This window comes from Enterobacter vonholyi (genome assembly GCF_008364555.1).
Classification (GTDB): domain Bacteria; phylum Pseudomonadota; class Gammaproteobacteria; order Enterobacterales; family Enterobacteriaceae; genus Enterobacter; species Enterobacter vonholyi.
Genome location: NZ_VTUC01000001.1, coordinates 296,409 through 317,091, shown reverse-complemented (window position 1 = coordinate 317,091; position 20,683 = coordinate 296,409). Strand labels below are relative to the sequence as shown.

Here is a 20,683-nt window from a genome sequence, read left to right as displayed (position 1 = left end):
GTGCGGCCAGATGCCCTCACCCCGGCCCTCTCCCACGGGGAGAGGGAGAAAACATCTATTCGTAATAATTATAAATCCCCGCCGGCATCACCAGCGATGATGCCACTTCGTAGGCCTTCTCGCGCCCGATCAGCAGGTCAATAATCTTTAAGCCAAAATCAATCGCAGTGCCTGGCCCCTGGCTGGTCAGCAGGTTTACGCGCGGGTCCCAGACGACGCGTTTGTCCACCCAATGTTCTTCCGGGATCGTATCCTTCAGCCCCGGGAAGCCGGTCATATTGCCGACGGGGAAGATATCGTGCGGAACCAGAACCGTTCCCGCGGCGGCGCAGATAGCCGCGACGATACGGCCTGATAGATGGAACTGACGCACGGTCTCGACCAGCAGCGGGCTGTCGCGAAAACATTCCGCGCCTTTTAAGCCGCCGGGCAGCACGATGATGTCGTAATCTCCGTCTGCCACCTGAACAAGCGGCGCGTCTGCCAGGATTTTCACCCCGCGTGAACAGGTGATTGCAAGATTGCCGTCGCTGGCGACGCTGGCGGTGGTGACCTTAATGCCGCCGCGCACCATCAAATCAATGGTGGTGACCGCTTCCATCTCTTCGCTACCAGGGGCGAGGCAGATCAGTGCTGACGCGCTCATATTCACTCTCCTTACGTTTAACCAGGTCATACAGACGGGCGTTTTCCGGCATGGCGATGCCGTGCGCGCGGGCGCGTTTTAGCAAATATCCCGTGATGTAGTCGATCTCCGTGTGGCGTAATGCCCGAACATCCTGCAGCATTGAGGAGATGTTTTCTGCTGTACTCTCAATGACCTGCTCGACATAGCAGCGCAAATCGTCTGCCGAGGTATGCAGCCCTTCCCGCTCAACGACCGCCGCGACTTCCGCACACAAAATGGCAACGTCCTGCGGATGATTTTTCAGCTCCCCGTTCGGGCAGTTCCACAGCGCCGTCAGCGGATTGATCACGCAGTTTACCGCAAGCTTACGCCACAGCTGAGGACGGATGTTGTTGTGCCAAGCGACGTCCGGCAAGACCTTTTGCAGAACATCGGCAAGATAGCTGTAGTCGCCATCCTGTGGTCTGGCAGGACCCATGTGCGTCACGCCGCTGGCGACATGCACAATGATGTTGCCGTCGCGACGGGCTGCGTGCGTGGTTGTCGCCATCAGCAGGGGCTGCGGGACGCTTTTCAGCTCATCAAGGGTACCCATGCCGTTATGCAGCAGCAGTATGGGCGAAGTGGGGGGGAGCTGCGCGGCCAGTGTCTTTACCGCGTCTGAGACCTGCCAGGCCTTGAGCGTCACCAGTAAAAGGTCGCTTTGCGCCAGGAAATCAGGATCGTTGGCGGTGAGAGATTCGTTAAAGATGCTTCCATCTTCACCAATCAGGTTTACACTGCAGTAGGGTTGGGGCACTCGCAGCCAGCCCTGAACCTCATGTCCGTGCTTGCACAGCGCGGTCAGCCACAGCTGACCAAGCGCTCCGCATCCGAGCACCGTAATTTTCATTGTTCCTCCTCACCTGCAACTGCGCCAGGTGTTACAGCTTAATTATACAGCTAAGCTTCTGTTGAGTTATGCCTCGTAGCGGGTATTATGCAACGCAACAAAAGTGAAGGGAGAAGAAAAGATGCCATCTTTCGATATTGTTTCCGAAGTTGATATCCAGGAAGTTCGCAACGGCGTTGAGAACGCAACCCGCGAAGTTGAGTCACGTTTCGATTTTCGTGGCGTTGAGGCGTCGTTTGAGCTGAACGATGCAAATAAGACCATTAAGGTGCTGAGCGAGTCTGATTTCCAGGTGAATCAGCTGCTCGATATTCTGCGCGCCAAGCTGTTAAAGCGCGGCATCGAAGGGACGTCTCTCGATGTGCCGGAAGAGTTCGTGCATAGCGGTAAGAACTGGTTTGTAGAAGCCAAGCTGAAGCAGGGTATTGAGAGTGCGGTGCAGAAGAAAATCGTTAAGCTCATAAAAGACAGCAAGCTGAAGGTGCAGGCGCAGATCCAGGGTGAAGAAATTCGCGTGACCGGTAAGTCCCGCGACGATCTCCAGTCCGTAATGGCGCTGGTGCGCGGCGGCGATTTGGGACAACCGTTCCAGTTTAAAAACTTCCGCGATTAATATAAAAAGCCCGGTTAAACCGGGCTTTTTATCACGCCTTGAGCGCCTGCTCGACTTCGAAGCGGTTAGTCATTTTACTGTCTATCTTGACGTAAGCGCTGCGCTCTTCCGGGACAATGAGCACGTCCGTCACGCCCTCTTTTTCTTCCAGACGCTGCTTAAGCGCATCGCTGATTTCCACATCATCCGGGATTTCTATCCGAAGGCTGCTCACGTAGCGCGGCTCTTTCATGGTGCTGGCGACCAGCAGCCAGACTGTCGCTAACAGCGCACCGGCGAGAAATACGGTTTGTGAATCAAACAGGCCGTCCACCCAGCCGCCGAGCGAGCCGCCGATCGCCACGCCGAGAAACTGGCTGGTGGAGTAAATACCCATTGCCGTACCTTTGTAACCGGCGGGCGACTCTTTGCTGATAAGCGACGGCAGCAGCGCTTCCATCAGGTTAAAGGCCAGGAAGAACAGCTGCACGCCGGCAATCAGCTCCCAGAAGTGCGGACCGGCACCCCAGAGCACGATTTCGGCAATCAGCAGGACCGCCACGCAGCCCACGAAGACGCGCTTCATTTTGCGCTTCACTTCGGCGTAGATGATGAACGGCACGACGGAGACAAACGAAATCAGCATCGTGACCAGATAGATTTTCCAGTGCTCAGCCGCCGGGAAACCCGCTGCCGCAAGCTGGCCGGGCAGGGCGACAAAGGTCGACATCAGCAGGATGTGCAGACACATAATGCCAAAGTTCAGCTTCAGAAGGCGCGGCTCGACAATCACTTTGCTGAAGCAGCCTTTTACCATCCCGGATTCACGGTTGAGGACGTGGTTTTTGCTGTCCGGCACGACCCACAGGGTTAACGCAATACCAATGGTTGCCAGCACGGCAATCATCCAGAACAGGGCGTGCAGACCCAACGTGTGCGTAATGATGGGGCCAAGCACCATCGCAATCGCAAACGTTACGCCAAAGCTCACGCCGATGAACGCCATTGCTTTGGTGCGGTTTTGCTCGCGGGTTAAGTCGGACAGCAGCGCCATCACCGCGGCGGCAATCGCGCCGGAGCCCTGCAGGGCGCGGCCAAGAATAATCCCCCAGATGGAGTGGGAGAGGGCGGCAATGACGCTTCCGAGCACAAAGACCAGCAGCCCGCCGACAATAAGCGGTTTGCGGCCCACCCGGTCAGAGAGCAGGCCAAACGGGATCTGGAAAACCGCCTGCGCCAGGCCGTAGATGCCGATTGCGAGTCCAATCAGCGCCTCGCTGGCCCCCTGCAGCGCCATACCGTACGTGGTCAGAACAGGCAGGACCATAAACATGCCAAGCATCCGTAGCGAGAAGACAGTCCCTAAGCCCCAGGTCGCGCGTAGCTCGCCTGGCGTCATTTTATAATCGTTCATTACCACCTCAGTTCAAAAGCAGGCCATAGTGTAGTGCGGGGAAGGGGCGGGGTAAATAAAGGGTTATTTAACAAATATTACATGCGTTATTAGTAGATTCAGCGAATAAAAAAGGGTGCCGAAGCACCCCCTTTATTGACCTGTTTTGGCTTACCAGACGTAAGTCAGCAGGTTATGTGAATCCGGCACCATGAAGTCTACGGACATCATCACGGACAGCGAGGTGATGGCCACAATCGAGAACACAAACAGTTTGCGCGCCCAGACTTTGTCATCTTCCACTTTGTAACCGCGCAGCGCCATACCGAGCCACCAGACGCTCACCGCAGCCGCTACCGCCAGATATTTATATCCAGCGTAACCACCCAGAGAGAGCATCAGCGTTGCCACGGCAAAGGCGATGATGTACAGCGTGATGTGGTTCTTGGCAACCGAAATGCCCTTCACGACCGGCAGAACCGGGATGTTCGCTGCCTGATAATCCTTAAAGCGGAAAATCGCGATGGCATAGGAGTGCGGCATCTGCCACAGGCTAAAGATAGCCAGCAGGATCAGCGCACCGCTGTCGAACTCGTTCGTGACCGCACAGTAGCCAATCACCGGCGGCGCAGCGCCGGAGAGAGAACCAATCAGCGTGCCGTAGACGGAGTGGCGCTTCATATACAGGCTGTAGACGCCCACATATACCACGAACCCCATCACCCCCAGCCAGCAGGCCAGTGGGTTAGCACCAAACCACAGCAGCATAAAGCCAGCAATACCCAGCAAGGTGGCGTACACCAGCGAGACGGAAGGGGCGATCAGGCCTTTCACCAGCACCCGATTTTTGGTCCTTTCCATCTTCTTGTCGATATCCATGTCGATGTAGTTGTTAAATACACAACCGGACGCAACAACCAGTGACACACCGACCAGCGTGTAGATAAAGAGGGTGTAATCAATGCTGCCCTTAGAGGCCAGCAGGAACCCTCCGATCACGGAGATCAGGTTGCCAAAGATGATGCCTGGTTTCGTTACTTGCAGGTATTGCTTAAACATACTCGCCGCTCTTAGTGAACCATCATGTTGTAGTTGAGGTTCCACATAATCCAGATGGAACCGACTACCAGGATAGCGATGATAATCACGGTAAAGATAAAGGCGGTCATATTCCAGCCTTCATCGGACTTGGTGTTCATGTGCAGGAAGCAAACCAGATGCACCAGAATCTGAATCACCGCGGTTACCAGGATTGCACCCAGGATAACCGGCTTAGACGCAGAACCGCTCATCACCATCCAGAACGGGATCACCGTCAGGATGATCGACAGGATGAAACCTGTCATGTAGGTTTTTACGCTGCCGTGGGAAGCGCCATGATCGTTAGAATGACTCATTACATCGCCCCCATCAGATAGACAACAGAGAACACACAGATCCACACCACGTCCAGGAAGTGCCAGAACAGGCTCAGGCACAGGATACGGGTACGGTTAGTACTGGTCAGGCCGCGACGGGAGATCTGGAACATCAGGACTGCCATCCAGATCAGACCGGAGGTCACGTGCAGACCGTGAGTGCCGACCAGCGCGAAGAACGCGGACAGGAAGCCACTGCGATCCGGGCCGAAGCCTTCCATGATCAGGTGATGGAATTCATAGATTTCCATCCCGATAAATCCAGCACCAAACAACCAGGTCAACGCCAGCCAGGAAACAACCTGGCTCTTGTTGTTTTTGTACATGGCGATAGCCGCCATGCCGTAGGTGATGGAGCTGAATAACAGCAGTGCGGTTTCAACCAGAACGAACGGCAGTTCAAAGATGTCCTTGCCGGTCGGGCCGCCCGCTGTGCCGTTCACCAGAACGGCATAGGTTGCGAACAGACAGCAGAACAGAATGCAGTCGCTCATCAGGTAGATCCAGAAACCGAAGACTTTGGTCGGTCCTGTATCGTGGTGCGCATGCTCATGCGCGTGGGCAGTTGAGTGCGCCAGAGTATCAGTTGCCATTTTTCAGCCCCGCTTTAGAAATCTCGTCGAAATGCTGATTTTCCAGCTTCTCAACTTCACGGACTGGTACGTAGTAGTCCACGTCCTCGTCAAAGCTCTTCACAATCCAGCTGATTACGATGCCGGCGAAGCCAACAATCGCCATCCACCAGATGTGCCAGATCATTGCGAAACCAAATACCGTTGCGAAGGCGGCAATCACGATGCCCGCACCGCTGTTTTTCGGCATGTGGATCTCTTCGTAATGAGCAGGTTGCTTGTACGCTTCACCTTTCTCTTTCATTTCCCAGAATGCGTCACGTTCATGAACCTGCGGCACAATGGCGAAGTTATAGAAAGGAGGTGGAGAAGAGGTCGCCCACTCCAGCGTACGGCCACCCCATGGGTCACCGGTCAGGTCACGGTTCTGATCGCGGTCGCGAATAGACACGTAGAACTGAATCAGCTGAGACGCGATACCACAGGCAATCAGCACGGCACCGCCCGCTGCAACCATCAGCATTGGGTGGAACTGCGGATCGATCTGCTGGCTCAGGCGACGGGTCATACCCATGAAGCCCAGCACGTACAGCGGCATAAATGCTACGAAGAAGCCGATGATCCAGAACCAGAACGCGCGTTTACCCCATTTTTCGTTCAGCGTGAAGCCGAACGCTTTTGGCCACCAGTAGGTTACGCCAGCGAAGCAGCCGAAGACCACGCCACCGATGATAACGTTATGGAAGTGCGCAATCAGGAACAGGCTGTTATGCAGAACGAAGTCAGCGCCCGGTACCGCCAGCAGTACGCCGGTCATCCCACCTACGGAGAAGGTTACGATGAAGCCGATGGTCCACAGCATCGCTGAGTGGAACACGATACGGCCCTGGTACATGGTGAACAGCCAGTTGAAGATCTTCACCCCGGTAGGGATGGCGATAATCATGGTGGTGATACCGAAGAAGGCGTTTACGTTCGCGCCCGCACCCATGGTGAAGAAGTGGTGCAGCCAAACGATGAACGACAGAACGGTAATACACACGGTTGCCCACACCAGAGAGGTGTAACCAAACAGACGTTTACGCGAGAAGGTTGCCGCGATTTCGGAGAACACACCGAACACAGGCAGAACCAGAATGTACACTTCCGGGTGACCCCAGGCCCAAATCAGGTTGATGTACATCATCATGTTGCCACCCATATCATTCGTGAAGAAATGGGTGCCCAGATAGCGATCCAGGGTCAGCAGCGCGATGGTGACGGTCAGAATTGGGAAGGAGGCAATAATCAGGATGTTGGCGCACAGAGATGCCCAGGTAAATACCGGCATCTTGAACATGGTCATGCCAGGGGCACGCATCTTGATAATGGTCACGAAGAAGTTGATACCGGTCAGGGTAGTACCGACACCGGAGAGCTGAAGCGCCCAAATCCAGTAGTCGACGCCAACGCCCGGACTGTACTCAATTCCTGACAGCGGTGGGTAAGCCAGCCAACCGGTCTGCGCGAATTCGCCCACACCCAGTGACAGGTTAACCAGGATAACGCCGACAACCGTGAACCAGAAGCTCAGGTTGTTCAGGAACGGGAACGCCACGTCGCGCGCGCCGATTTGCAGCGGAACGACAACGTTCATCAGACCGATAACCAGCGGCATCGCCACGAAGAAGATCATGATAACGCCGTGGGCGGTAAAGATCTGATCGTAGTGGTGCGGTGGCAGGAAGCCGGCTTCACCCGCAGAAGCGAGTGCCTGCTGGCTACGCATCATGATCGCATCCGCAAAGCCACGAATTAACATGACGATACCGACGATGCAGTACATGATACCGAGTTTTTTGTGGTCAACCGAAGTCAGCCACTCGTTCCACAGGTAGCTCCACTTACCGAAGTAAGTGATCAGGGCCAGTAAGGCCGCGCCACCAATGATAATTGCAGCCACCGTAACCACGATAATCGGTTCATGGTAGGGCACTGCATCCAGTGTCAATTTTCCGAACATTTTCTTCCTCGGCCCCTTAGTGAGCGGTTTCCGCGTGGCTCATGTCCATGCCTTCCATACCTTCGTGCGCGCTGTGCTCGCCTTCTGGCTGGGTCATGTCCATGCTCTTGCCGTGATCCATAAATTTGCCAATAACATCTTTGAACAAATCAGGTTTCACATTAGAGAAGTACTCCACCTTGTTGTATTCGCTTGGTGCAGCCACTTTTTCGAACGCCGCCATGTCAGACATGGTGTTTGGAGACTGCTTCGCTTTTTCAACCCACTGGTCGAAAGCGGCACGGTCTGGCGTCGCAATAGCTTTGAACTTCATACCTGAGAAGCCCGGGCCGCTATAGCTGGCGGAGATACCATCATAGGTGCCTGCTTCATTCGCGATCAGATGCAGGTTGGTCTGCATACCGGCCATCGCGTAAATCTGGCTACCCAGACGTGGGATGAAGAAGGAGTTCATTACGGAGTTGGAGGTCACTTTGAACTGAACCGGAGTGTTCGCCGGGAAGGCGATTTCATTCACGGTAGCAATACCCTGCTCTGGATAGATGAAGAACCATTTCCAGTCCATGGAGACCACTTCAATGGTAATAGGTTTCTCATCGTGAACCAGCGGTTTGCTTGGCTCAAGTGCGTGAGTGGTTTTCCAGGTCAGCACGGCAAGGAACAGGATGATCAGAATAGGTACCGTCCAGACCACAGCTTCCACTTTATTGGAGTGTGACCAGTTAGGGCTATACTTCGCATCTTTATTGCTCGCACGATACTTCCAGGCGAAACCAACAGCCATCAAAATGGCAGGAATAACCACAATCAACATCAGGCCAAAAGCCGTCAATATCAGTGAACGTTGTTCCAGTCCAATCTGTCCTTTGGGGTCTAGTAGTGCAGAATCACAGCCACTGAGTAATACAGTGCCCGCGAATAATGACAACCATCCCAAACTTTTATTGTATTTCCCGAGTCTCATTTAACGACCTCAATTCCACGGAGTCTGGTGGCGTTTAAAGTGTGCGGGCATTTTACGGGAAGGTTACATTACTGTAAACATCATTAGGCCTGTGTCAGGAAGGTGTTACCGGGTTCTGCCGCACGTGTCACAAGTGTTGCAAATTATGTCGGTTTTTATGACCGAAGCCGCACGGCATGGGCTTTATAACGAAAGGACCCCCAAGCATACCCTAAAAGGGGCAATTGGTATAACCATTGTTGAAAATAAACAAAAAATTAACAATTAATTATCAATAAAAAGACATATAAAAAACGAATAATCAAACTCTCGTATGCTGAATCGTTTAATGAAAAATAGCGTTTTGGAATAGGAGCCAATAATTTCCAAATCCTATCCCGCACAAAACAACAAATATTTTTTTTGCGCCTGGCGGCTATTTCGTCGTTATAATTTCGGTTAGTGATTACAACGGGAAATAACCTTTCGCATTTTTCTTCAGGTCATCTGCGTTTTACGCAACGCCATGAAATCAAGCAGACCTCCGATCAGGATCCCGGCGATAGCCAGCAGGGCGCCTGCGTCCAGCAGAAGGGCTTCGAAAGGGAGTTCCAGAGAGGTGCTGGCATTGATAATAAGCACCACGAGCCAGAGCGCCAGAGCAATGCAGCCCGCCATTAACAGACGTAACGCAAAACGGTAGGCGCGGTGATATTCGGTGCGCGGCATAAAGTGTTCTGTTCGCTGGGTATATTCCAGCGTCTGACGGCAGACCAGCAGCAATAAAATTCCCGGCACGGCAGCTACGACCGAGAAGAGATAAAATGTTGGCCAGCCATGGGCTTCCACGAACCAGCCGGCAATCGGGCCAACGTACACCCGGCCAACGGCTGAGAGCGCCGAGAGCAGAGCGAACTGGGTGGCTGAAAACGACTTATTGCACAGGGTCATCAGCAGGGCGACAAACGCCGCAGTGCCCATGCCGCCGCAGAGGTTTTCGAAGAATACCGTTGTGGCCATGCTGATCGTATGTTTGTCGGTAATCGACAGCAGCCAGTAGCCTGCGTTAGAGGCACCCTGAAGGATGCCGAAAATTAGCAGCGCGCGAAACAGGGTCAGACGCTGCATCAGCACGCCGCCATAAAGCGCGCCGACGATGGTCGCAAACAGCCCAAGCGTTTTATTCACCACGCCTACTTCACCGGCGTCAAAACCGACGCCGCGGATCAGGAAGGTGGTGGTCAGGCTCATGGCGAAAGCATCACCCAGCTTATAAAGGACGATAAGCAACAGGATCAGCCAGGCGTTGTTGCGGCCAAAAAAGTCACGCAGCGGTTCGGCGACGGCCTGCTCCAGCGAGCGGGGTACCGGAATAACGTCACTCGGTTCGGGCGCGAACAGCGTCGCGATAATGCAGGGGACAAGCAGGGCGGCCATCAGCCAGTACATACCCTGCCAGCCGAGGTACCTGTCGGCGAGCCACAGCGCCAGCCCGCCGGAAACCAGCATCCCGAGGCGATAGCCCAGCACGCTGATTGCTGCACCAGCACCGCGCTCTTCCGCAGGTAACACGTCCGTCTTCCAGGCGTCGAACACGATATCCTGAGAGGCGGAACAGAAAGCAATCACTACCGCAAGTGCGGCCATCCAGCGAAGCTGGGTGGTGGGTTCAAGAAGGCCCATACCCGCAATAGCCAGCAGCAGCAGAATCTGCGTCATCACTAACCAGCCGCGCCGACGCCCGAGGAAAGGCGGCGTGTAGCGATCCATGACCGGAGACCACAGGAACTTAAAGACATAGGCCTGGCCGACAAGCGAGAAGAACCCAATGGTTTTAAGATCGATGTTTTCAACCGTCATCCACGCCTGAAGCGTGCCGGAAGTGAGCGCGAGGGGTAAACCCGAGGCAAAGCCGAGGATCAGCAGAATCGCTGATTTCGGTTGCTGGAAAATGCGTAAGTAATGGCTGGACATGTTCTTATAAAACTGACCCGGTGATACACCGGGCCAGCGAGCGGGATTAACGCGCGTTCTGCTTGATGAAGTCGTGAATGCTGGTGTCCTGCGCCATATCGGCGATGGTATCGGTCAGCACGCTGTTAACGGCGTTAGCAATGTTCTGGTTGGAGGCCTGGAACGCACCTTCAACAGAATAGCTGGCGCGGTAGTTTTTGGTCATCTTGTTGCCATTCTTCGCGGTGGCAATGATGGCGATATCCGCTTTGGTCGCGATGTTGTAGCGCACGTTGCCCTGAGACACGTCAGCGTACAGGTTGTTCACGATGATCTGCAGATCGACCGCGCCGCTTGGGCCAATCATATACCCGCGAGCGGTCATCTGTTTCTCCAGCACTTCCTGCAGCAGGAAGCGCAGGTCACGGGACGCGGTGAGGGTAACCTGCTGGTTATCGCGGGTCACTTTAGCCAGCGCCTGATCCTGACGCTGATCGGCGCCGTTAATGCTCACGGTGACGCCCATCAGGCTTGGGTCCTGCTGAGGCAGGGTGATTTTTGGTGAGACATCAATAGTGGTAGGCGGGGTAGCGCAGCCTGCCAGCATAAAAAGGGCTACCAACGGAAAGAAGAGTTTTTTTAACATTTTCGGGTTCTCAACGAATCGTAAGCATATAAAGAGAAAAATTGTCGTCATCATAACATCGCCAACGGCGAGGGGAAGTGGTCAACGCATGTAAATTCATCGCCTTGTCCGAAAACTGACCAGTTCACCGTTTTTCCCAAACCGTGTATGACAAAACGTATGAGTCTCACAGTGAACTTCATTCGTTTGAATGAGAAAATCAGACGAAAGCTAAATATTTGTTGTCAAGGTGTAATGGAAACGGTAAAAGCGGCTAACATTTAAAGGGATGGGTGACATCCTGGCGTTGTCGGAGGAGTAATTTCATGATGATACGTGAGCATATAGAAGATAAATTAAGGGCAGCGTTCAACCCTGTGTTCCTCGAAGTCGTCGACGAAAGCTATCGTCATAACGTGCCGGCAGGTTCTGAAAGCCACTTTAAAGTGGTTCTGGTTAGCGATCGCTTCACGGGAGAACGTTTCCTGAATCGACACCGCTTGATCTACAGCACCTTGACGGAAGAACTCTCCACGACCGTGCATGCGCTGGCACTGCATACCTACACCATTAAGGAATGGGAAGGTCTGCAGGATACGGTTTTCGCATCGCCACCTTGTCGCGGTGCAGGCACTATCGCCTGATAAATCGGATTTGCAACGGCTGGAGCTTTTCCAGTATGTTGCTTAGAGATTTCCTCAAAACGGCCTCCGGGCCGTTTTGTTTTGTCTGAGTTTTGAGCGGATGGTGCGATTTTAAGGCTAAAAATAGCCTTAAAGTGTGAAAAAAGCCGCAGCAACATGCCCCAACCGTTCTCGACTCACCTAAGTGATGCCGCTATAATGCCGCGTCTTATTGAATGTCTTCGGGATGATTCTGGCGACAGGGAATGTGAATCTGCACTAAGAGAGCATCCCGGTATAACAGACAGATTCAGAGTTGACCGAGCACTGTGATTTTTTTGAGGTAACAAGATGCAAGTTTCAGTTGAAACCACTCAAGGCCTTGGCCGCCGTGTAACGATTACTATCGCTGCTGACAGCATCGAAACTGCTGTGAAAAGCGAGCTGGTCAACGTAGCAAAAAAAGTACGTATTGACGGCTTCCGCAAGGGCAAAGTACCAATGAATGTTGTTGCTCAGCGTTATGGCGCTTCCGTGCGTCAGGATGTGCTGGGTGAACTGATGAGCCGCAACTTTATCGATGCGATCATCAAAGAAAAAATCAATCCGGCCGGTGCGCCGAACTACGTTCCAGGCGAATACAAACTGGGCGAAGACTTCACCTACTCTGTAGAGTTCGAAGTGTACCCGGAAGTTGAGCTGAAAGGTCTGGAATCTATCGAAGTTGAAAAACCAGTTGTTTCCGTGACTGACGAAGACGTTGACGGCATGCTGGATACCCTGCGCAAGCAGCAGGCGAACTGGAAAGAGAAAGAAGGCGCTGTTGACGCTGAAGACCGTGTCACCATCGACTTCACCGGTTCTGTAGACGGCGAAGAGTTCGAAGGCGGTAAAGCGTCTGACTTCGTACTGGCAATGGGCCAGGGTCGTATGATCCCAGGCTTCGAAGACGGTATCAAAGGCCACAAAGCTGGCGAAGAGTTCACCATCGACGTGACCTTCCCGGAAGAATACCACGCTGAAAACCTGAAAGGGAAAGCAGCGAAGTTCGCTATCAACCTGAAGAAAGTTGAAGAGCGCGAACTGCCAGAACTGACTGAAGAATTCATCAAGCGTTTCGGCGTGGAAGATGGTTCTGTAGCGGGTCTGCGTACCGAAGTGCGTAAGAACATGGAACGCGAACTGAACGGCGCGGTGCGTAACCGTGTGAAATCTCAGGCGATCGAAGGTCTGGTTAAAGCCAACGAAATCGACGTTCCAGCTGCCCTGATCGACAGCGAAATCGACGTTCTGCGCCGTCAGGCTGCACAGCGTTTCGGTGGCAACCAGCAGCAAGCGATGGAACTGCCGCGCGAGCTGTTCGAAGAGCAAGCGAAACGCCGCGTTGTTGTTGGCCTGCTGCTGGGCGAAGTGATTCGTACCCACGAGCTGAAAGCTGACGAAGAGCGTGTGAAAGGCCTGATCGAAGAGATGGCTTCTGCATACGAAGATCCATCAGAAGTGATCGAGTTCTACGGTAAGAACAAAGAACTGATGGACAACATGCGCAACGTTGCCCTGGAAGAGCAGGCTGTTGAAGCGGTACTGGCGAAAGCGAAAGTGACCGAAAAAGCGACCTCTTTCAACGAACTGATGAACCAGCAGGCGTAATTTCGCCCCAACGGTTTAAAGTTTGAACAGAAAACCCGTTGCCTTGCGGCAACGGGTTTTTTTTATCGCAGCTATAGCCCAGGAAGAGTGCTAAAACGCCCTTTCGGTGTTAGCGTAACAACAAAAGGTTGTTATGCTTGAAATAGGGCACTGTAAACCCCATAAGTACGTAATCACGATGAATGAGACTGGCTGATAATCCGTCCGTAAGGTTACAATCAGTACAGCAGGTGTTTTCAATTTTGATCCAGGAGACGGAAATGTCATACAGTGGCGAACGAGATAACTTTGCACCCCATATGGCTCTGGTGCCAATGGTTATTGAACAGACCTCACGTGGTGAGCGTTCTTTTGATATCTATTCCCGTCTGCTCAAGGAACGCGTTATCTTTCTGACTGGCCAGGTGGAAGACCATATGGCTAACCTGATCGTGGCGCAGATGCTGTTTCTGGAAGCGGAAAACCCGGAAAAAGACATTTACCTGTACATTAACTCCCCGGGTGGCGTGATTACAGCAGGGATGTCCATTTATGACACCATGCAATTCATCAAACCTGATGTAAGCACTATCTGTATGGGTCAGGCTGCATCTATGGGCGCGTTCCTGTTAACAGCAGGAGCGAAGGGTAAGCGTTTCTGCTTGCCAAATTCCCGCGTGATGATTCACCAGCCGCTGGGCGGTTATCAGGGGCAGGCGACGGATATCGAAATCCACGCCCGCGAAATTCTGAAAGTAAAAGCGCGCATGAATGAACTTATGGCGCAGCATACGGGTCAACCACTCGAGCAGATCGAGCGCGATACCGAGCGCGATCGCTTCCTCTCTGCTCCAGAGGCAGTTGAGTACGGCTTAGTCGACTCCGTGTTGACCCATCGTAATTGATGCCCGCGACGCGAGTGTGCCGCTATACTAAGGTAGGGCGGCACGCTGCTCATTGCAGCTTGCGTCTTAGAATGGCATTTGCGTCGTCATGTGCGGCACAAAGAACTTAAAAAGAGGTTTGGACTCATGACAGATAAACGCAAAGATGGTTCGGGCAAACTGCTGTACTGCTCTTTTTGCGGCAAAAGCCAGCATGAAGTGCGTAAACTGATTGCCGGGCCGTCCGTGTATATCTGCGACGAATGTGTCGATTTATGTAACGACATTATTCGCGAAGAGATTAAAGAAGTCGCACCGCACCGTGAGCGCAGCGCGCTGCCAACACCGCATGAAATTCGTCATCACCTTGACGACTACGTCATCGGACAGGAGCAGGCCAAGAAAGTGCTGGCGGTAGCGGTCTATAACCACTACAAACGTCTGCGTAACGGCGACACCAGCAATGGCGTAGAACTGGGTAAAAGTAACATTCTGCTGATCGGCCCAACCGGTTCCGGTAAAACGCTGCTGGCTGAAACCCTGGCGCGTCTGCTCGATGTTCCGTTCACGATGGCGGATGCCACCACCCTGACCGAGGCCGGTTACGTGGGTGAGGACGTTGAAAACATCATTCAGAAACTGCTGCAGAAGTGCGATTACGACGTACAGAAAGCCCAGCGCGGGATTGTTTACATCGATGAGATCGACAAGATCTCCCGTAAATCAGACAACCCGTCCATCACCCGTGACGTATCGGGTGAAGGCGTACAGCAGGCACTGCTGAAGCTGATCGAAGGTACGGTTGCCGCCGTTCCGCCACAGGGTGGTCGTAAACATCCGCAGCAGGAGTTCCTGCAGGTTGATACCTCCAAGATCCTGTTCATCTGTGGTGGTGCGTTTGCTGGTCTGGATAAAGTCATCTCCCACCGTGTTGAAACCGGCTCCGGCATTGGTTTTGGCGCAACGGTGAAATCGACGTCCGAAAAACCAAACGAAGGCGAGCTGCTGTCTCAGGTTGAACCGGAAGATCTGATCAAATTCGGTCTGATCCCTGAGTTCATCGGCCGTCTGCCGGTTGTGGCAACGCTGAATGAGCTGAGTGAAGACGCGCTGATCCAGATCCTGAAAGAACCGAAAAATGCGCTGACCAAGCAGTATCAGGCGCTGTTCAATCTGGAAGGCGTTGACCTGGAATTCCGCGACGAAGCGCTGGATGCTATTGCCAAGAAAGCGATGGTCCGTAAAACCGGTGCTCGTGGTCTGCGTTCAATTGTTGAAGCAGCACTGCTCGACACCATGTACGATCTGCCGTCGATGGAAGATGTTGAGAAAGTGGTGATTGACGAGTCCGTTATTAGCGGTCAAACCAAGCCGCTGCTGATTTACGGCAAACCGGAAGCGCAGCAGGCATCTGGCGAATAATTCACCAAACCATACAAGCAGTTAATCAAAAAGGGGGGATTTTATCTCCCCTTTACTTTTTCCGTATTCATAGCGTTGAATGTGTGGGAAACATCCCCATATACTGGATACATGTTAATGGTTATGTGAAGCACAGTGACATGACCAGCTTACCTGGCGGACACTAACTAAGAGAGAGCTCTATGAATCCTGAGCGTTCTGAACGCATTGAAATCCCCGTATTGCCGTTGCGCGATGTGGTGGTTTATCCGCACATGGTCATACCCTTATTTGTAGGGCGGGAAAAATCTATCCGTTGCCTCGAAGCCGCCATGGATCATGATAAAAAAATCATGCTGGTGGCGCAGAAAGAAGCATCAACGGATGAGCCGGGTGTAAACGATCTTTTCACCGTCGGGACCGTGGCCTCTATTTTGCAGATGCTGAAGCTGCCTGACGGCACCGTTAAGGTGCTGGTAGAAGGCCTGCAGCGTGCGCGTATTACCACTCTGTCAGACGACGGCGAACACTTCTCTGCCAAGGCAGAGTACCTTGATTCGCCTGAGCTTGATGAGCGCGAGCAGGAAGTACTGGTTCGCACCGCGATTAGCCAGTTTGAAGGCTACATCAAGCTGAACAAGAAAATCCCACCAGAAGTGCTGACGTCGCTGAACAGCATCGACGATCCTGCGCGCCTGGCGGACACCATCGCTGCACATATGCCGCTGAAGCTGGCTGACAAGCAGTCCGTGCTGGAAATGTCCGACGTTAACGAGCGTCTGGAATACCTGATGGCGATGATGGAGTCTGAAATCGATCTGCTGCAGGTTGAGAAGCGCATTCGCAACCGCGTGAAAAAGCAGATGGAGAAATCTCAGCGTGAGTACTATCTGAATGAGCAAATGAAGGCCATTCAGAAAGAACTGGGCGAGATGGACGACGCGCCGGACGAAAACGAAGCCCTGAAGCGTAAGATCGACGCGGCGAAGATGCCGAAAGAGGCGAAAGAGAAGGCCGAAGCAGAACTGCAGAAGCTGAAAATGATGTCTCCAATGTCGGCTGAAGCGACCGTTGTACGCGGCTACATTGAGTGGATGGTGCAGGTTCCGTGGAACGCCCGCAGCAAGGTCAAAAAAGACCTGCGTCAGGCACAGGAAATCCTGGATACCGACCACTACGGCCTGGAACGCGTGAAAGACCGCATTCTTGAGTACCTCGCGGTACAAAGCCGTGTAAACAAAATTAAAGGGCCAATTCTGTGCCTGGTAGGACCGCCGGGGGTGGGTAAAACCTCTCTGGGTCAGTCCATCGCCAAAGCGACCGGACGTAAATATATCCGTATGGCGCTGGGTGGCGTGCGCGATGAAGCGGAAATCCGCGGTCACCGCCGTACCTACATCGGTTCTATGCCGGGTAAACTGATCCAGAAGATGGCGAAAGTGGGGGTTAAAAACCCGCTGTTCCTGCTCGATGAGATCGACAAAATGTCGTCGGACATGCGTGGCGACCCTGCATCTGCACTGTTGGAAGTGCTTGATCCAGAACAGAACGTGGCGTTCAGCGATCACTACCTGGAAGTGGACTACGACCTGAGCGATGTGATGTTCGTAGCGACCTCCAACTCCATGAACATTCCGGCCCCGCTGCTGGATCGTATGGAAGTGATCCGTCTCTCGGGCTATACCGAAGACGAGAAGCTGAATATTGCTAAGCAGCACCTGCTGCCGAAACAGATTGAGCGTAACGCGCTGAAAGCCAACGAGCTGACCGTTGAGGACAGCGCGATTATCGGCATCATTCGTTACTACACCCGTGAAGCGGGCGTGCGTAGCCTTGAGCGTGAAATCTCAAAGCTGTGTCGTAAAGCGGTGAAACAGCTGCTGCTGGATAAGAGCCTGAAACACATTGTGATTAACGGCGACAATCTGCATGCCTATCTCGGCGTTCAGCGCTTCGACTACGGCCGCGCGGACAACGAAAACCGTGTTGGTCAGGTGACCGGACTCGCATGGACGGAAGTGGGCGGCGATCTGCTGACCATCGAAACCGCCTGTGTACCGGGTAAAGGCAAACTGACCTACACCGGCTCGCTGGGTGAAGTGATGCAGGAATCCATCCAGGCTGCGCTGACCGTGGTGCGCGCGCGTGCGGAGAAACTGGGAATTAACCCTGATTTCTACGAAAAACGCGACATCCACGTGCACGTACCTGAAGGGGCGACGCCAAAAGATGGTCCAAGCGCGGGTATTGCCATGTGTACCGCTCTGGTTTCCTGCCTGACCGGGAACCCTGTGCGTGCCGATGTGGCAATGACCGGTGAAATTACGCTGCGTGGCCAGGTTCTGCCGATTGGTGGTTTAAAAGAAAAACTGCTGGCGGCACACCGCGGTGGGATCAAAACCGTATTGATCCCTTACGAAAACAAACGCGATCTGGAAGAGATTCCGGACAACGTGATTGCCGATCTGCAGATCCATCCTGTTAAGCGAATTGAGGAAGTTCTCAGTCTCGCTTTGCAGAATGAACCCTCCGGAATGCAGGTTGTAACCGCAAAATAGTGACCTCGCGCAAAGAGCGTCAATAAAAACAAGGCTGGTAAGTGATTTCGCACTTGCCAGCCTTTTTTTGTATAGCTAATTTAGATTGCTGATTAGGTCAGCCATCAACAACGGGTGTTGTAAGGTCATGGCAGGCCTGATATAACTGCTGCGCGGTCGCGTTGTGAAGGATTCAGGCGCGATATAAATTATAAAGAGAGGAAGAGAACAGTGAATAAATCTCAACTGATTGACAAAATTGCTGCTGGTGCTGATATTTCTAAAGCTGCAGCTGGACGTGCGTTAGATGCATTAATTGCTTCTGTTACTGAATCTCTGCAGGCTGGGGACGACGTTGCACTGGTAGGCTTCGGTACTTTTGCTGTTAAAGAGCGTGCTGCCCGTACTGGCCGCAACCCTCAGACCGGTAAAGAGATCACCATTGCTGCTGCTAAAGTGCCGGGTTTCCGTGCAGGTAAAGCGCTGAAAGACGCAGTAAACTGATTGCTCTCCCGTTTCAGGGAAGCCGGAAAGTACAAGGGCGCATCATTTGATGTGCCTTTTTTGTTTGTCCAGACCTGATTTGTGCGAGTTTATGCGAGTTGTGGGCTGACAATCGCCCCGTTTTCTTGTCACAATACGCCTTCACGCGCGACGGTCAGGATTTTCCGTCAGCGTCAGGTAACCAGTCACCTACAGCGGAGTGTTGTTACACCATGATGGACAGCTTACGCACGGCTGCTAACAGTCTCGTGCTCAAGATTATTTTCGGTATCATTATCGTGTCGTTCATATTGACCGGCGTGAGCAGTTACCTTATTGGCGGTGGCGCAAACTACGCCGCAAAAGTGAATGGCCAGGAGATCAGCCGCGGTCAGTTCGAGAATGCTTTTGCCGGTGAACGTAACCGTATGCAGCAACAGCTGGGCGACCAATTCTCTGAACTGGCGGCGAACGAAGGGTACATGAAGACTCTGCGACAACAGACGTTGAACCGTCTTATCGACGAAGCGCTGCTCGATCAGTATGCCAAAAAACTCGGCCTTGGCATTAGTGATGAGCAGGTGAAAAAAGCCATCTTCTCCACCCAGGCCTTCCAGTCTAACGGTAAATTCGACAACGCGCGTTACAACAGTATCGTCAACCAGATGGGGATGACGGCCGATCAGTACGCTCAGGCGCTGCGTAACCAGCTGACCACCCAGCAGCTCATCAATGCTGTCGTGGGCACCGATTTCATGCTCAAAGGTGAAACGGACGAACTGGCCGCGCTGGTGGCACAGCAGCGTGTTGTACGCGAAGCGACCATTGATGTTAACGCCCTGGCGGCGAAACAGCAGGTGAGCGACGCTGACGTTAACGCCTGGTACGAACAGAACAAGAATTCTTTTGTTTCTCCAGAGCAGTTCCGCGTGAGCTACATCAAGCTGGATGCGGCCGCGCTGCAGGAAACCGCGTCTGATGCAGAGATCCAGTCTTACTACGATCAGCATCAGGATCAGTTCACTCAGCCCCAGCGTAACCGCTACAGCGTGATTCAGACGAAAACCGAGGCTGATGCTAAAGCTGCGCTGGATGAGCTGAACAAAGGCGCTGATTTCGCGACCGTTGCGAAAGCGAAATCCACCGACATTATCTCGGCGAAAAATGGCGGTGATATGGGCTGGCTGGAAGACGCGACCACGCCTGACGAGCTGAAAAATGCCGGTCTGAAAGAGAAAGGCCAACTTTCTGGCGTCATTAAGTCTTCCGTTGGTTTCCTGGTCGTGCGTCTGGACGACATCACCGCGGCGAAAACCAAGCCGCTGGCTGACGTCCGCGATGATATCGCAGCGAAAGTGAAACAGGAAAAAGCGCTGGATGCCTACTACGCGCTGCAGCAGAAGGTTAGCGATGCTGCCAGCAACGACAACGAATCTCTGGCAGGTGCAGAGCAGGCGGCGGGCGTGAAGGCGGTTGAAACTGGCTGGTTTGGTCGTGACAACCTGCCGGAAGAGCTGAACTTCAAACCGGTTTCTGATGCAATCTTCAACGGTGGTCTGGTGGGCGAGAACGGCACGCCGGGCAGTAACTCTGACATCATTACCGTCGACGGCGATCGTGCATTTGTGTTGCGCGTCAGCGAGCATAAGCCAGAAGCGGTCAAACCGCTGGCGGAAGTGAAGGATCAGGTCATCGCTCAGGTTAAGCACAACAAAGCGGAACAGCAGGCGAAACTGGATGCTGAGAAGATTCTGTCCGATCTGAAAGCGGGTAAAGAAGACGCGCTGAAAGCGGCTGGCCTGAGCTTCGGTGAAGCGAAAACGCTGAGCCGTACCGGTCAGGACCCTATCAGCCAGGCCGCGTTTGGTCTGACCCTGCCTGCAAAGGACAAGCCAAGCTTCGGTACCACCACCGATGCGCAGGGTAACGTCGTTCTGCTGGCGCTGGATGAAGTGAAAGCCGGCACCTTGCCAGAAGCGCAGAAGAAAGCCATGGTTCAGGGAATTACCCAGAACAATGCCCAGATTGCCTTCGAAGCCATGATGAGCAACCTGCGTAAAGAAGCCAAAATCAAGCTGGGTGATGTAATGACTCAGCAGCAGTAATTA

18 protein-coding genes are annotated in these 20,683 nt (G+C 53.3%); 8 read left to right on the top strand and 10 right to left on the bottom strand.

The genetic code is table 11. The features are described 5' to 3' along the window. Nucleotides 1-55: 55 nt before the first annotated feature. Nucleotides 56-646 (bottom strand): protein deglycase YajL, encoded by a 591-nt coding sequence (yajL, locus tag F0319_RS01530; protein WP_149366118.1) that lies wholly within the window; start codon nt 644-646, stop codon nt 56-58. Further along, nucleotides 609-1,520 (bottom strand): 2-dehydropantoate 2-reductase, encoded by a 912-nt coding sequence (panE, locus tag F0319_RS01525; protein ID WP_149366117.1) that lies wholly within the window; start codon nt 1,518-1,520, stop codon nt 609-611. Before panE ends, yajL begins: the two co-directional genes overlap by 38 nt. Nucleotides 1,521-1,641: 121 nt before the next feature. Here panE and F0319_RS01520 point away from each other — a divergent pair, with 121 nt between their 5' ends. Beyond that, a complete protein-coding gene (locus F0319_RS01520) occupies nt 1,642-2,133 on the top strand; it encodes a YajQ family cyclic di-GMP-binding protein (RefSeq protein WP_023334701.1) in 492 nt (163 codons plus the stop codon). Between the two features lie 31 nt (nt 2,134-2,164). On the opposite strand, the gene F0319_RS01515 is transcribed toward F0319_RS01520, so the two are convergent. The 8 genes from F0319_RS01515 to F0319_RS01480 form a co-directional block, all read right to left on the bottom strand. Continuing rightward, nucleotides 2,165-3,526, bottom strand: a complete 1,362-nt coding sequence (locus F0319_RS01515) for an MFS transporter (RefSeq protein ID WP_115874347.1) — start codon at nt 3,524-3,526, stop codon at nt 2,165-2,167. A gap of 150 nt (nt 3,527-3,676) precedes the next feature. Beyond that, nucleotides 3,677-4,564, bottom strand: a complete 888-nt coding sequence (gene cyoE / locus F0319_RS01510; RefSeq protein WP_013095848.1) for a heme o synthase — start codon at nt 4,562-4,564, stop codon at nt 3,677-3,679. An 11-nt stretch (nt 4,565-4,575) separates the two neighbouring features. Continuing rightward, the gene (locus tag F0319_RS01505) at nt 4,576-4,902 is read right to left on the bottom strand and encodes a cytochrome o ubiquinol oxidase subunit IV (protein ID WP_006176899.1); all 327 of its coding nucleotides are present in this window, start codon (nt 4,900-4,902) and stop codon (nt 4,576-4,578) included. Beyond that, on the bottom strand, nt 4,902-5,516 hold the full coding sequence (locus F0319_RS01500; RefSeq protein ID WP_008503324.1) for a cytochrome o ubiquinol oxidase subunit III: 615 nt from the start codon (nt 5,514-5,516) through the stop codon (nt 4,902-4,904). The genes F0319_RS01505 and F0319_RS01500 overlap by 1 nt, the downstream gene beginning before the upstream one ends. Next, complete coding sequence (gene cyoB / locus F0319_RS01495) at nt 5,506-7,497, bottom strand: cytochrome o ubiquinol oxidase subunit I (protein ID WP_014168864.1); 1,992 nt, start codon at nt 7,495-7,497, stop codon at nt 5,506-5,508. Before cyoB ends, F0319_RS01500 begins: the two co-directional genes overlap by 11 nt. Nucleotides 7,498-7,513: 16 nt before the next feature. Then, entirely contained in the window at nt 7,514-8,461 is a 948-nt protein-coding gene (gene cyoA, locus F0319_RS01490; protein ID WP_014882770.1) for a cytochrome o ubiquinol oxidase subunit II, read from the bottom strand. 477 nt (nt 8,462-8,938) lie between these two features. Next, the gene (gene ampG / locus F0319_RS01485; protein ID WP_149366116.1) at nt 8,939-10,414 is read right to left on the bottom strand and encodes a muropeptide MFS transporter AmpG; all 1,476 of its coding nucleotides are present in this window, start codon (nt 10,412-10,414) and stop codon (nt 8,939-8,941) included. Nucleotides 10,415-10,460: 46 nt separating this feature from the next. Beyond that, on the bottom strand, nt 10,461-11,039 hold the full coding sequence (locus F0319_RS01480) for a lipoprotein (protein WP_023310568.1): 579 nt from the start codon (nt 11,037-11,039) through the stop codon (nt 10,461-10,463). 305 nt (nt 11,040-11,344) lie between these two features. Here F0319_RS01480 and bolA point away from each other — a divergent pair, with 305 nt between their 5' ends. The 7 genes from bolA to ppiD all read left to right on the top strand — a co-directional run bounded on the left by bolA (nt 11,345) and on the right by ppiD (nt 20,680). Next, a complete protein-coding gene (gene bolA, locus F0319_RS01475; RefSeq protein WP_021241655.1) occupies nt 11,345-11,662 on the top strand; it encodes a transcriptional regulator BolA in 318 nt (105 codons plus the stop codon). A gap of 330 nt (nt 11,663-11,992) precedes the next feature. After that, nucleotides 11,993-13,291: a trigger factor gene (gene tig, locus F0319_RS01470; protein ID WP_023310569.1), complete on the top strand. Its 1,299-nt coding sequence runs from the start codon at nt 11,993-11,995 to the stop codon at nt 13,289-13,291. 260 nt (nt 13,292-13,551) lie between these two features. After that, nucleotides 13,552-14,175 carry an ATP-dependent Clp endopeptidase proteolytic subunit ClpP gene (gene clpP, locus F0319_RS01465; RefSeq protein ID WP_010428105.1) on the top strand — a complete coding sequence of 208 codons (624 nt, stop codon included), beginning with the start codon at nt 13,552-13,554 and terminating at the stop codon, nt 14,173-14,175. A 126-nt stretch (nt 14,176-14,301) separates the two neighbouring features. Continuing rightward, the gene (clpX, locus tag F0319_RS01460) at nt 14,302-15,576 is read left to right on the top strand and encodes an ATP-dependent protease ATP-binding subunit ClpX (protein ID WP_023310570.1); all 1,275 of its coding nucleotides are present in this window, start codon (nt 14,302-14,304) and stop codon (nt 15,574-15,576) included. 182 nt (nt 15,577-15,758) lie between these two features. Further along, nucleotides 15,759-18,113 (top strand): endopeptidase La, encoded by a 2,355-nt coding sequence (gene lon, locus F0319_RS01455; RefSeq protein ID WP_023334706.1) that lies wholly within the window; start codon nt 15,759-15,761, stop codon nt 18,111-18,113. 210 nt (nt 18,114-18,323) lie between these two features. Then, complete coding sequence (gene hupB / locus F0319_RS01450) at nt 18,324-18,596, top strand: nucleoid-associated protein HU-beta (protein ID WP_002444653.1); 273 nt, start codon at nt 18,324-18,326, stop codon at nt 18,594-18,596. 212 nt (nt 18,597-18,808) lie between these two features. Further along, the gene (gene ppiD, locus F0319_RS01445) at nt 18,809-20,680 is read left to right on the top strand and encodes a peptidylprolyl isomerase (protein WP_115874352.1); all 1,872 of its coding nucleotides are present in this window, start codon (nt 18,809-18,811) and stop codon (nt 20,678-20,680) included. Nucleotides 20,681-20,683: the final 3 nt, after the last annotated feature.

Excerpts from the sequence above, each read along its gene's own strand:
- yajL (WP_149366118.1), bottom strand. The coding sequence starts at position 646 with ATGAGCGCGTCAGCACTGATCTGCCTCGCCCCTGGTAGCGAAGAGATG.
- panE (WP_149366117.1), bottom strand. The coding sequence starts at position 1,520 with ATGAAAATTACGGTGCTCGGATGCGGAGCGCTTGGTCAGCTGTGGCTG.
- F0319_RS01520 (WP_023334701.1), top strand. The coding sequence starts at position 1,642 with ATGCCATCTTTCGATATTGTTTCCGAAGTTGATATCCAGGAAGTTCGC.
- F0319_RS01515 (WP_115874347.1), bottom strand. The coding sequence starts at position 3,526 with ATGAACGATTATAAAATGACGCCAGGCGAGCTACGCGCGACCTGGGGC.
- cyoE (WP_013095848.1), bottom strand. The coding sequence starts at position 4,564 with ATGTTTAAGCAATACCTGCAAGTAACGAAACCAGGCATCATCTTTGGC.
- F0319_RS01505 (WP_006176899.1), bottom strand. The coding sequence starts at position 4,902 with ATGAGTCATTCTAACGATCATGGCGCTTCCCACGGCAGCGTAAAAACC.
- F0319_RS01500 (WP_008503324.1), bottom strand. The coding sequence starts at position 5,516 with ATGGCAACTGATACTCTGGCGCACTCAACTGCCCACGCGCATGAGCAT.
- cyoB (WP_014168864.1), bottom strand. The coding sequence starts at position 7,497 with ATGTTCGGAAAATTGACACTGGATGCAGTGCCCTACCATGAACCGATT.
- cyoA (WP_014882770.1), bottom strand. The coding sequence starts at position 8,461 with ATGAGACTCGGGAAATACAATAAAAGTTTGGGATGGTTGTCATTATTC.
- ampG (WP_149366116.1), bottom strand. The coding sequence starts at position 10,414 with ATGTCCAGCCATTACTTACGCATTTTCCAGCAACCGAAATCAGCGATT.
- F0319_RS01480 (WP_023310568.1), bottom strand. The coding sequence starts at position 11,039 with ATGTTAAAAAAACTCTTCTTTCCGTTGGTAGCCCTTTTTATGCTGGCA.
- bolA (WP_021241655.1), top strand. The coding sequence starts at position 11,345 with ATGATGATACGTGAGCATATAGAAGATAAATTAAGGGCAGCGTTCAAC.
- tig (WP_023310569.1), top strand. The coding sequence starts at position 11,993 with ATGCAAGTTTCAGTTGAAACCACTCAAGGCCTTGGCCGCCGTGTAACG.
- clpP (WP_010428105.1), top strand. The coding sequence starts at position 13,552 with ATGTCATACAGTGGCGAACGAGATAACTTTGCACCCCATATGGCTCTG.
- clpX (WP_023310570.1), top strand. The coding sequence starts at position 14,302 with ATGACAGATAAACGCAAAGATGGTTCGGGCAAACTGCTGTACTGCTCT.
- lon (WP_023334706.1), top strand. The coding sequence starts at position 15,759 with ATGAATCCTGAGCGTTCTGAACGCATTGAAATCCCCGTATTGCCGTTG.
- ppiD (WP_115874352.1), top strand. The coding sequence starts at position 18,809 with ATGATGGACAGCTTACGCACGGCTGCTAACAGTCTCGTGCTCAAGATT.